Raw genomic sequence first — 11,993 nt, 5'->3', positions numbered from 1 at the left:
TGTTTTACATAAATATAATGCCGGTGCAGGGGTGTAATGGCGGATCAGTTTGACCTTGAATGTCGGAATGTTGGCAAGAATTTCGACCGCTTTGTCGCGGTTGATAATGTATCGTTGACCATTCCGAAAGGATCGTTTTTTTCCATTCTTGGCCCCAGCGGCTGTGGCAAGACAACGCTTTTGCGGATGCTGGCCGGGTTTCAGGAACCGACATCGGGCGATATCCTGATCAAGGGGAAATCGGTGCTGGGAGTTCCGCCCAACCGGCGACCAGTCAATATGGTGTTTCAGCATCTGGCGCTGTTTCCGATGATGAATGTTGCCGACAATGTTGCCTATGGCCTGCGCCGTCGCGGTGTGGACAAGGCGACGATCAACCGCAAGGTTGCCGAAACACTGGCGCGGGTGGGATTGCCTGATTCAGGTCCCAAACAAATCAGCCAGCTTTCGGGCGGGCAGAAACAGCGCATTGCGATTGCGCGTTGTCTGGTGCTGGAACCGGCTGTGTTGTTGCTCGATGAACCGTTGGGCGCACTGGACCTTAAGCTACGCGAACATATGAAGGTTGAACTGAAACAGCTTCAACATGAAATCGGCACCACCTTTGTCTATATCACTCATGACCAGTCCGAAGCCCTGGTGATGTCTGATCAGGTGGCGGTGATGAATGCCGGAAAGTTTGAACAGGTCGGCACACCGCAGGATTTGTATTACAACCCGCAAACCGCCTTTGTCGCCAGCTTTGTCGGCGAAAGCAACCGCTGGCGCGGCACTGTTGGTGAAACGACCGGCGATTATGTGGCGATCAATCTGGACAAGGGCGGGGTGATCCTTGCTGACAAGGCCGCCCATGCCAGTTTGCCGACCGGGCAGGATGTTGAAATTTTCGTGCGACCCGAAGCCATTGCGATTGGCCGCAGCGATGCCGCCCCTGATCCTGTTCCGGGCAACAACAGCCTGACCGGTACGGTGGAAAATGTTCTGTTTAATGGTGCGGCCAGCAGTGTGCAAATCCGCGAAACAGCCACCGGCCATGAAATGAGCGTGGCCTTGCCGCAAACCGGTGCTTTTGCCAATTTGCGGGCCGGGGATGTGATCAATCTGGCATGGCATGCCAGCCAGACCAGATGTTTTGCCGGTGTGCTTCCTTCGGGGATTGAGGGGGGGCAGTCATGACGGCGGCATCTTCGACCGGGCAGGGCAATGGCGTGCGTCTTGGGGTTGTCTTGCTGGCGACGCCCTTGCTGTTATGGCTGTTGGTGCTGGTGATCCTGCCGCATGTCGATTTGTTGCTGGTATCGTTGCGTGAACGGATCGCCTTTCGCCAGTATGAATTCAGCTTTGCCAACTATATCGCGTTTTTTGTCGAGCCGCTTTATTGGAACACCTATGTCCGTACTGCGGTCATGTCGATCATGGCGACCGTTCTGACCCTGATCATCGGGTTTCCGGTTTCCTATTACATCGCCAAAATCATGCGTGGGCGCGGCAAGAATGTTTTGTTCATGATGTGCCTGATTCCGTTTTGGGTCAGTGAACTGGTCCGGACATTCGGCTGGATGATCCTGCTGCGCGAAAGTGGCGTGATCAGCAGTTTTCTGCAATGGGCCGGGCTGGTCGATGGGCCGGTTGAAATGCTGTATAACGATGTCACCATCATGGTCGGGCTGGTTTATACATCGATGCTGTTTATGGTGGTGCCGCTGGTCTCGGTTCTTGACAGTCTGGACGACAGCCTGATCGAAGCCGGATATGACCTTGGCGGCAATGCCTTTACCGTGACACGCGATATTGTCATCCCCCATGCCATGCCGGGCATTGCATCGGGCTGTATTGTGGTTTTCATGCTGACCCTTGGCAATTACCTGACGCCGAACCTTTTGGGTGGCAAGGACAGCCTGTGGTTTACCGAACAGATTTATACCCAGTTTATCACCCGCTTTAACTGGGAATCCGGTTCGGCCTTTGGCTTTTTGCTGCTGGTGCTGTCATCGCTGATTGTCTGGATCGGGCTTAAACTCAGCCGTCAGACTCTTGCCGATACGGTCAGGTAAAGGAAGGGCACAGACATGATCCCCAGCATTCCCCAGCCGCGTTTTTACAAGGGTCTTTATACAGCCTATGTCGCGGTGTTTTTTGTCTATCTGGCGGCCCCGCTGATTGTGGTGGGCGTTTTTGCCTTTAATGACAGCCAGTTTCCCTCGATGCCGTGGAACGGGGCCACCCTGAAATGGTTTTTTGGCGATACCCGCCCGGCGATTGGTATTTTTAATGACCGGCAATTGTTACGCAGTATCGGCACATCGGGGTTTGTGGCGATCTGGGTGACGGCGCTTGCGGTGTTTGTCGGCACCTGCAATGCCTTTTTGTTTGAACGCACCCATTTTCCCGGCAAGAATCTGCTGTATGTCGTGGCCCTGTCGCCGCTGGTGATTCCCGGCGTTATTCTGGGCATTTCGATTTTGGTGTTCTCCAACGCCATTGCCAATAATGTCGAGGAAACCTTTGGCTGGGATCTCGCATTTTTGCGGCCGGGGCTGTTTCTGGTGATTATCGGACAGTTCGCCTTTGTTACCACGATCACGACCCTGGTGATTTCAGCACGCTTGAGGAAATTTGATTTCAGCCTTGAAGAAGCCGCCCTTAACCTTGGCGCGACACGGGCGGCGGCCATTCGGACCATCACGATCCCGTTTCTGAAACCGGCCCTGATCGGGGCGTCGATTATCGCCTTTTTGATGTCGTTTGAAAATTTCAACACGACCCTGATGCTGGTCGGGTCGGATGCGCCGCTGACCATCACCATGTTCGATCGCCTCAAACAGGGATCAACACCGGCGCTGAATGCCCTGTCGCTGATGCTGATGGTGGTATCAGGTGCGTTGGCGTTGCTGGCGGTCTTTGCGCAGCGGGGCGGGCAGGGCGACAAGACCTGATTTGAGAGAATGTTCATTTGCGAATGCACAAAAGGCGATCTGAAGGGATCGCCTTTTGTGTGTCGTCATGATGGTTGTTGCTGTTTGATGGTGATGAAATATTTTTGTAACAATTTGATTTCAAGTAATTATTCTCGACAATCAGGAGTCGTTCAAATGTGATTTTTCGCAAAGAGAGGGTGATTAAATTGATTAAATGATCATAATTTTTTGTTTGTTTGATCATCCATCGGGATGAAAACGGCTGATTTATGTATCGTTTCGCGCATCAAAAGTAGATTTCCGAAAACTGTAACTTGAGGAAATGTGATCCCCACAGGAAAAGCAACCCGTTGAGCTTCGCCGTTAACAGGGTGGCGAACGCAGACAAGTTTTTCTTTGGGAGATAGAGTTATCATGTTTCGCAAAACGTTAATGGCTGCGGCCGCTTTGCTGGCGATGGCGCATTCCGCCCATGCCCAGACCGAAATTACCTGGTGGCATGCCATGGATGGCGCGCTGGGCGGTGTCGTGGACCAGATTGCCGAAGATTTCAATGCCAGCCAGTCGGAATACAAGGTTATTGCGATCAACAAGGGTGGCTATGAAGACACCATGACGGCCGGGATTGCGGCTTTTCGCGCCAAGAACCAGCCCCATATCATCCAGATTTTTGATGCCGGTGCCGCCACCATCATCAATGCCAAGGGCGCGGTTTTCCCGGTCGAAGACCTTTTGAACAAACATGGTGTCGGTTTTGACATCAATGATTACATCCCGGGCGTTCGGTATTTCTATGCCGATTCCGACGACAAGATGATCGGCATGCCGTTCAACAGTTCGACCCCGCTTTTGTATTTCAACAAGGATGCCTTTGCCAAAGCCGGTATCACGGCAGCCCCGAAAACCTGGCAGGAATTTGAAGCAATCGCGCCGAAGCTGAAAGAAGCCGGTTACGAAGGTTTCGCCCATTCGCACGGCCCCTGGATTTTCTTTGAAAACTTCATGTCACGCCACAATCTTCAGATGGCGACCGCCAATAACGGTTACGACAGCACCGATGCCAAGTTGCTTTACAATAATGACGAGTTGAAAGCCCATTGGCAGAAAATGAAGGAATGGAAGGACGCCGGTTATCATGGCTATTATGGCCGTGCATGGGGTGCCAACCAGGATGCCTTCCTGCAACAGAAAGTCGCCATGTGGATCGGTTCGAGCGGATCGTTCGGTGGCCTGCGCCAGTCCGCCCAGTTTGATTTCGGTACATCGACCCTGCCTTATTGGGAAGGCGTGGGCGAAGCCCCGAAAAGCACCTTTATCGGTGGCGGTTCGCTGTTTGCCTTTGCCGGTCACAAGGATGAAGAATATGCCGGTGTTGCAAAGTTCTTTGAATTCCTGACCAAACCGGAAACCCAGTTTTACTGGCACAAGGAAACCGGCTATGTGCCGATTACCAATGCGGCTTATGAACTGGCGAAGAAAGAAGGCTATTATAAGGAAAGCCCGGATGCGGAAATCGGTATCCAGCAGCTTTCGGAAGAAGGCGGCGACTGGACCAAGGGCTATCGTCTTGGGTTCTATGTCCAGATACGTGAAGTGATTTATCGCGAAATCGACCGCATGATGAATGGCGAAGCCACGATTGATCAGGCTTTCGATACCATTGAATCAGAAGGTAATGATTTGCTGGTGCGTTTCCACGACACCTATAAATAAACCCTTCGTCTGGTACAGGGCGACCCGTATTTCGGGTCGCCCTGTCGCCATTTTGATGATCTTCAAGGCAGGCTTTGGCAATGAAGCGCGTACAATTCGGGCATAGCCCGGTGCCATATCTGTTTGTGGCACCCCAGATTCTGATCATCCTGATCTTCTTTTTATGGCCGGCCGGGCAGGCGGTCTATCAGTCATTTTTGCTGGAAGACGCCTTTGGCCTGTCTTCGCAATTTGTCTGGTTCCGCAATTTTGAAGATGTGCTGTCGAGCGATAGCTGGGCGAAATCGGCAGTTTTCACCATTGTTTTTTCTTTTATCGTGGCCTTTCTGTCGATTGCGATTTCGCTGTTTCTGGCGGTGCGCGCCGACGAGATCATTCGCGGTGCCAAAAGTTATAAAACCCTTCTGATGTGGGGCTATGCCATTGCGCCGCCGGTCGCAGGCCTTTTGGGCAGCATGCTGTTTAACCCGCTGATGGGGGATCTTTATATCCTGCTGAACAGCATGGGGTTCGAGTTCAATCACATCCAGAACGGCAATGACGCCGCCTTTGTCGTTATCCTGATTGCCGTCTGGAAACAGATCAGCGTCAATTTCATCTTTTTCCTGTCGGGCCTGCAAGGCATCCCCAAATCGGTGACCGAGGCGGCGACCCTTGATTGCAAAAGTGCCGAACGCCGGTTCTGGACCATTACATTTCCGCTGCTGGCCCCGACCACGTTTTTCCTGATGGTGATCAATCTGACCTATGCGTTTTTTGAAACTTTCGGGATCATCGATGTTTCGACCAAGGGATCGCCGGGCGGTACGACGGCGACACTGGTTTACAAGGTCTATGTCGATGGATTTCTGGGGGCGGATATGGGCAGCAGTGCCGCCCAGTCGGTCATTCTGATGTTTATGGTCAGTATCCTGACGATTTTCCAATTCCGCTTTATCGAACGCAAAGTCCATTATTAGGGAGGGATCAGGATGTATCAGTCCAAATTACGTATCATTACCAATCACCTGATCCTCATTCTTGGATCGGCTTTCATGATTGCCCCGGTCTGGATCGCGTTGGCATCTTCGACCCATACCCGTGAATATCTGTTTCAGAACGGGCTGCAAATGTGGTTCGGCGGGCATTTTCTTGAAAATTACGGGGCCATCCTGTTTGATCCGGCGGCGACCAAGGGGCGCGTTACCGCCCTTGAAATGCTGTTTAACAGCATGGTTCTGGGCTTGGGTTTTGCCATTGGCAAAGTGGTGATTTCGATGATGGCGGCCTATGCCATTGTCTATTTCCGGTTCAAACTGGCGGTGCCGCTATTCTGGGTGATTTTCGCCACCCTGTTGCTGCCGCTTGAAGTGCGCATAGTGCCGTCTTACGAAGTGGTTTCAAGCCTGGGCCTGCTCAATACCTATACCGGCCTGATTTTGCCGCTGATTGCATCGGCCACCGGGACATTCTTTTTCCGGCAGTTTTACCGTTCCGTCCCCGATGAATTGCTGGAAGCTGCCCGTCTTGACGGAGCGGGACCCTTGCGGTTTTTCGTCGATATTCTGGTGCCGCTTTCGGTCACCATGATTGCTGCAATCTTCATCATCATGTTTGTGGTGGGCTGGAACCAGTATCTGTGGCCGCTTTTGATGACCACCGATGATCAGCTTTATACCATCGTGATCGGTATCAAGCAGGTCTACAACTCGCTGTATGAAGGCGGTCAGATCCCGCAATTCCCCAAGGCATTTGCCCTGACCATCATGGCGACCATTCCGCCGGTTCTGGTCGTGGTGATTTTCCAGCGCATGTTCATCAAGGGGCTGGTGGAAACCGAAAAATAACGGTCCCGGTCCCGACATAAACACACTGATCCGCAAACAGGATACCAAAATGGCAACACTGAGTTTAAGGCAGACCGAAAAAACCTATGAAAACGGGTTCAAGGCGCTGCATGGCATCAATCTGGAAATTGCCGATGGCGAACTGGCCGTTCTGGTCGGGCCATCGGGATGTGGCAAATCAACGCTTTTGCGGATGATTGCCGGTCTGGAAACCATCACCGGTGGCGAGATTATGATCGGTGATACGGTGGTCAATAAAATTGCCCCGGCCGACCGTGACATTGCGATGGTGTTTCAGAATTATGCGCTTTATCCGCATATGACCAATTATGCCAATATGGCCTATGGCCTTAAAAATCGCGGTTACAGCAAGGCCGAAATTGATGCCCGCGTGCGCGAGGCCGCAGCCATCCTGCAATTGAATGACCATCTGGACCGCAAACCCCGGCAATTATCGGGCGGGCAGCGCCAGCGTGTGGCAATGGGCCGCGCCATTGTACGCGAACCCAAGGTGTTTTTGTTTGACGAACCGCTGTCAAACCTTGATGCCAAATTGCGTGTTGATATGCGTCTTGAAATCAAGAACCTGCAACAGCGCCTTGGCACCACATCGGTCTATGTCACCCATGATCAGGTGGAGGCCATGACGCTGGCCGACCGCCTGATTGTAATGAATGGCGGGGTGGCGGAGCAGGTGGGCAGCCCGATTGAAATTTATGAAAAACCGGCGACCCTGTTTGTCGCCGGTTTCATCGGGTCACCATCGATGAATTTCCTGCCGGGCCGGGTGGCCGATGATCGTAGCCATGCGATGTTTTCGGATGGTACCTGTCTGGCGCTGGATCATGATGTCGAGGCCGGGCGTGATGTGATTGTCGGCATTCGCCCGGAACATTTCACCTTGCAGCAGGATGGCAATGGCCCGTTAAAGGCCAAGGTCCGCATGGTCGAATCGCTGGGGGCGGAAACGCTGGTTTATCTGGATTTCGGGATAATCGGCGAAAATGTCACCTTGCGCCTGCAAGGGACGCATCAATTTGCCCGTGATCAGGAACTGACCCTTTCGACCATCGCCAACCAGTTGCATCTGTTTGACCGGGAAACTGGGAAACGCATCTGAACCTTGATATCAGCAAGACAGGAAATGCCCCGGAGGATAAAAGCCGGGGCATTTTTGTATCTGCCTTGTCTCGATAAAGGCTGTTTTGCGGTTGTTTCAAAACATCGAAACCGATAGGGTCCGCCCGACAGAATCAAAGCGCAGGAGACATGATTGGACGCCGCCCAAAAACAGGCCCTGTATCTTGAGGCCCAAAAAGAACTGATCAGTATCACCGACGGCGAGCGCAACCAGACCGCCCTGATGGCGACGGTTTGCTGCATTCTGGCGCAAAAGTTTGACTATTACTTCTGGACCGGGTTTTATCTGGTTGATCCGGAAAAGAAAAACGAACTGGTGGTCGGGCCGTATCAGGGGACTTTGGGCTGTTTGCGCATCCCGTTTGGACGGGGTGTTTGCGGGACTGCGGCGGCAACGCGCGAAACGCAAATTGTGCAGGATGTCCATGAATTCCCCGGCCATATCGCCTGTGACAGCCGGTCCAATTCGGAAATTGTCGTGCCGGTGATCGATGGCAATGGCGACCTGATTGCGGTGTTTGATGTCGATAGTGTGGCCTATGGCTCATTCGATTTGATTGATCGCGACGGACTTGAAACTATAATGCGGCATGTTTTTGCACGCGCATAATTCATCTGGCCTGATACAACAGGGCAACGGACAACAACAAACTTTGGAAGAAAACCATGGCTGGCAGTGTCAACAAAGTCATTCTCGTCGGTAATCTGGGCCGCGACCCGGAAATCCGCTTTACCCAGGCGGGCAAAAAGATCGCAAATTTCAGCATTGCGACGTCGGAACAATGGAAAGACCGTCAGTCAGGTGAGCGCCGCGAACGCACCGAATGGCACCGCATCGTGGTCTTCAGTGATGCGCTGGCCGATGTGGTTGAAAAATACGTCAAAAAAGGCAGCAAACTTTATATCGAGGGCCAGCTTCGCACCCGCAAATGGCAGGGGCAGGACGGCAAGGAAAACTACACCACCGAAATCGTCCTTGAAGGTTTTAACAGCGTTTTGACCATGCTGGACAGTCGTGGGGGTGACGGCGGTTCATCGGGTGGTTCTGGTGGCGGCAATTATGGCGGCGATTACGGCGATAGCAATGGCGGTTCAGATGCCGGATGGGGCAATTCTTCGGGCGGCGGTTCATCGCGCAGCGGCGGCGGATCGGTCCCGGCGGGTGCGCCCGATCTGGATGACGAAATTCCGTTCTGATGCAGATATAGCAGACAGAATACCCATATTCCCCCCATGCCCCCGGTATGGGGGGATATGTTTATCAAAAGGGTGGAAACCCATGTCACAAATGTCCCCTGCCTTTCTTGCGGAGCAAGCCAATCAGGAAGCGCCGGTTCGCCCGGATGCAAAGCAGGTCAAGTTGTCCCGGTTGCTGATTGTCCCGCATCTTGCGACACTTGAGGCTGATTTGTGGCGATTGCGTGCCGAATATGATGAACAGTTCGCAGCATCGGATCACCCTCGCAAGGCAGAATATCCGGTTGGTTTCTGTCTTGAAATCAGCAAGGGTGTGTTCGCGTTGCTTCAGCGCGAAATTGCAGCACCGCGTTCAGCCGGGATGATGGCCTTGCGGGAATTTTGTCGGCAGGGTGGGCTGGCAAAACGGATATGGGGCAATTTGCGGGACCGGTATTTTCAGAATGCCTTTCAAATCGGCAATCTGTATGTTGATGTCGCGAATGATACGGTTGATCCGGCCAAACCAAAGATTGAAATTCTGCCTTTGGCAAAATCGGGATTCAAGATGCTTGACGATTTTGGCACCTATGCCCGCATTGCCGAAAAATACTGGAAGGCGACGGCCTATGCGAACCGGTATTTAGCCGACCTGGCCCCGATGTTCCCGGTTTTGCTGGTCACACCGCAAGGCCGGATTGAACTGCACGCCCAGTATCAGACGATCCTTTACCGCAATATGTATCATGATTTTGTTGATGCGGAGCGGTTCTTGCTGAATGACGAAATTCGCGACCGGGCATTGCCCGATGAGATGATCCGGATGCTGAGTGACAGGGCAGGATTAAGTTGCGAGCCGATCGAAGATGATCAGATCAAAAATCTGTTTCGTGCGGCGCGAACCAGTCAGTTGCGGCTTGATCCCCAAAGATCCCAGGCATTGCTGGATCGTGCGATTGCGATATCCCGCACGGCATGAAAATTTATTTTGGTTTACGGGGCGGCCCGATCAGGACGGCTTGCCAGGGGACACATCCTGAATGAATCGATTCAAAATATCCTTCAGCCCGTCGCGTTTGATTGCCTCGACAGCAGCGGCGCCCCCGTACCATTTGCGGGTGCGAAAGCTTTCTTCCCATTGTTTTTCAGGCAAAAGGCGGTCTACCGGCATGGCGAAAACCTCGACCGTGCAGGAAGCACCCCATTTGTCATATTCATAGCGGCCAATCGGGATTGGCGCAGGCGTGCCTATGGCGCCGGCTTCTTCAAGGGCTTCCTTGGCGGCACTTTCCGAAGCATTCATGCCCGGTTCAATTGCGCCTTTGGGAATCACCAGATTTTTGCCGCTGCCTGACATCACCAGCAGGATTTCAATCTTGCCATTTTTACCGATGCGATACGGAATAACCGAGGATTGCCGGTAAAAATAATCAGGCCTTTCGCGGCGTTCCGTCCCCTTGTTATCGGGCCACGGGAAATCCTGGGGCAATTGCCGGGCATCCTTTAATTGCACCACCCGGCCAGCCCCGGCGGCCAGGTCACGCCAGGGACCATCCCCCTCGATAATGGCCAGCGATGCCGGTGCCAAAGAGGGGAAAATCCGTTTTGCCCGCAAATCCTGCCCGGCGATCTGGTTGATCAGGCTGGTCAGGCCGGGATTATGCCCGATAATCATCACATGGTGCGTATCGTCAGATTGTTGTGCCACGATATCGGTCAGGGTTTCCAACGGAGCATTATAAAGGGCCGGATTGATGATGAAGGCCGGTTTGCGATCCGGCAGCATCGATTTATGCATTTTTTCGGCGGTCGAAACGGTGCGGATTGCCGACGAAACCTCGATCCGGTCCGGATAAAGTTCCGATTGCCCCAGAAAGGCACCCACCCTAAAGGCGTCCAGTTTTCCCTTTTCTGTCAATTGCCGGGCGGCATCGCCGCCGGGATTATAGGTTTCGGCCTCGCCATGCCGTAAAATGGTCAAAATACGCTTCATCCGTAATCCTTTGGCGGGCTTCGATCATAAATAAGGGAATAGCCGGATGCTGTGACGGAGATCCGAAAACAGACATGAATGGCATATGGGGCGCTGTATCGCACAGAAAATCGACGATTGTAATGAAATATTTGTGACGTGGCCTGTTGGGCGCATTGTCTTTATTTTCCGCAACATTTCTTGTGTTTCAGTCCCGACCCGCACGGGCAGGGATCATTACGGCCAATCCGGGATGTTGCACGGGCCGGTGCCGTGTTTACGTCATAATCACCATCGACATAAAACCAGACGCCATCGCGTTTTTCAAACCGGGATGTTTCATGATGGGTCACATCCATGCCGTTTTGGCGATAGCGGGCAACAAATTCCACCGTGCCGGTGTTGTCATCCTTTCTGCCCGCGACAATATCGCGTACCTCAAGCCCCAGCCACTGCGTTGCCGGGTCGTTCACACTGTCAGGGTCAAAGGTCGTTGCCTTTTCCACCGCCAGCGTTTGGTGCAAATAACGTCCGTTGTGGCGGACAAAGGCGCTATAGCGCGACCGCATCAGGGCAATCGCGGTCTCCGGACGGGCCATTCCGGCCAGATAGGGCGCACAGCAGGCCGGAAAGGGATAGCCCGAACCGCAAGGACAGTCAGTAAATGTCATGGGACCTGTTCTGGTTGTCGATATGGATGTGAAAGCAGTGCGGGATATAGGTTTTTTGATGAACCCTTGCCAGACATAAACCGGTTTGGGGGGGCTGCGCACATTTTTGTGACCGGAGCGAGAGCCGATATGCCTTTTTTTTGCCTTGTGATCCTTTTAAGTTTGATCAGGTGTCTTGCGGATAATCCCGAGCGATTGAATCGGGTATTATTTTCAATGCATTGAAATTGCTTGATAAAATATCAAACCAAATCACCAAGTTTATCTTGACGAAATTCGCGGGATTTGGATATATTAATCAAAGCGGGTGGGGGCCCAGGTAAAGGCACCGCCGGATTAATGTCCGGCCTATTGGCGGACGCAAATTGTCGATTTGCTTCAATGTAAGGATGAGACAGATGAAACAGACCAACCTTTGCTCGAATTGTCCTCTCTCATAGCGATATGAGACCGGGAAGGCCTGCTGCCTTCACCAAAGTGCAGCATAAAAGGCCTTCAAAGTGATTTTTGTCACGTTTGATTGTGTTTGCGCGTCATCTGAAATCGGTTTGGAACCGTAGAAAGTTCAGATCGGAAG

The 11,993-nt window shown here is 52.7% G+C and carries 12 protein-coding genes; 10 read left to right on the top strand and 2 right to left on the bottom strand.

Annotation, left to right across the window (positions count from 1 at the left end):
• Positions 1-36: 36 nt before the first annotated feature.
• The 10 genes from Q8O73_RS07470 to Q8O73_RS07425 all read left to right on the top strand — a co-directional run bounded on the left by Q8O73_RS07470 (position 37) and on the right by Q8O73_RS07425 (position 9,752).
• Positions 37-1,176 (top strand): ABC transporter ATP-binding protein, encoded by a 1,140-nt coding sequence (locus Q8O73_RS07470; protein ID WP_305557014.1) that lies wholly within the window; start codon positions 37-39, stop codon positions 1,174-1,176.
• A complete protein-coding gene (locus Q8O73_RS07465; RefSeq protein ID WP_305557012.1) occupies positions 1,173-2,054 on the top strand; it encodes an ABC transporter permease in 882 nt (293 codons plus the stop codon). Before Q8O73_RS07470 ends, Q8O73_RS07465 begins: the two co-directional genes overlap by 4 nt.
• 15 nt (positions 2,055-2,069) lie before the next feature.
• Positions 2,070-2,936, top strand: coding sequence for an ABC transporter permease (locus tag Q8O73_RS07460; RefSeq protein WP_305557010.1), 867 nt, complete (start codon positions 2,070-2,072; stop codon positions 2,934-2,936).
• A 396-nt stretch (positions 2,937-3,332) separates the two neighbouring features.
• A complete protein-coding gene (gene ugpB, locus Q8O73_RS07455; protein ID WP_305557008.1) occupies positions 3,333-4,631 on the top strand; it encodes a sn-glycerol-3-phosphate ABC transporter substrate-binding protein UgpB in 1,299 nt (432 codons plus the stop codon).
• Positions 4,632-4,711: 80 nt separating this feature from the next.
• Positions 4,712-5,590, top strand: a complete 879-nt coding sequence (locus tag Q8O73_RS07450; RefSeq protein ID WP_305557006.1) for an ABC transporter permease subunit — start codon at positions 4,712-4,714, stop codon at positions 5,588-5,590.
• A 12-nt stretch (positions 5,591-5,602) separates the two neighbouring features.
• Entirely contained in the window at positions 5,603-6,457 is an 855-nt protein-coding gene (locus Q8O73_RS07445) for an ABC transporter permease subunit (RefSeq protein ID WP_305557004.1), read from the top strand.
• 49 nt (positions 6,458-6,506) lie between these two features.
• Positions 6,507-7,577, top strand: coding sequence for a sn-glycerol-3-phosphate import ATP-binding protein UgpC (locus Q8O73_RS07440; RefSeq protein WP_305557001.1), 1,071 nt, complete (start codon positions 6,507-6,509; stop codon positions 7,575-7,577).
• A 153-nt stretch (positions 7,578-7,730) separates the two neighbouring features.
• A complete protein-coding gene (locus Q8O73_RS07435; protein WP_305556998.1) occupies positions 7,731-8,207 on the top strand; it encodes a GAF domain-containing protein in 477 nt (158 codons plus the stop codon).
• Between the two features lie 56 nt (positions 8,208-8,263).
• Positions 8,264-8,794, top strand: coding sequence for a single-stranded DNA-binding protein (ssb, locus tag Q8O73_RS07430; protein WP_305556996.1), 531 nt, complete (start codon positions 8,264-8,266; stop codon positions 8,792-8,794).
• A gap of 82 nt (positions 8,795-8,876) precedes the next feature.
• Positions 8,877-9,752: a hypothetical protein gene (locus tag Q8O73_RS07425; protein WP_305556994.1), complete on the top strand. Its 876-nt coding sequence runs from the start codon at positions 8,877-8,879 to the stop codon at positions 9,750-9,752.
• A 30-nt stretch (positions 9,753-9,782) separates the two neighbouring features.
• On the opposite strand, the gene Q8O73_RS07420 is transcribed toward Q8O73_RS07425, so the two are convergent.
• Both Q8O73_RS07420 and Q8O73_RS07415 read right to left on the bottom strand, forming a co-directional pair.
• Complete coding sequence (locus Q8O73_RS07420; RefSeq protein ID WP_305556992.1) at positions 9,783-10,766, bottom strand: hypothetical protein; 984 nt, start codon at positions 10,764-10,766, stop codon at positions 9,783-9,785.
• A 161-nt stretch (positions 10,767-10,927) separates the two neighbouring features.
• Positions 10,928-11,416 carry a YchJ family protein gene (locus Q8O73_RS07415; protein ID WP_305556990.1) on the bottom strand — a complete coding sequence of 163 codons (489 nt, stop codon included), beginning with the start codon at positions 11,414-11,416 and terminating at the stop codon, positions 10,928-10,930.
• Positions 11,417-11,993 lie beyond the last annotated feature (577 nt).

It is taken from the genome of Thalassospira sp., assembly GCF_030690045.1.
GTDB lineage: Bacteria > Pseudomonadota > Alphaproteobacteria > Rhodospirillales > Thalassospiraceae > Thalassospira.
This window is presented reverse-complemented; position numbering and strand designations above follow the sequence as displayed.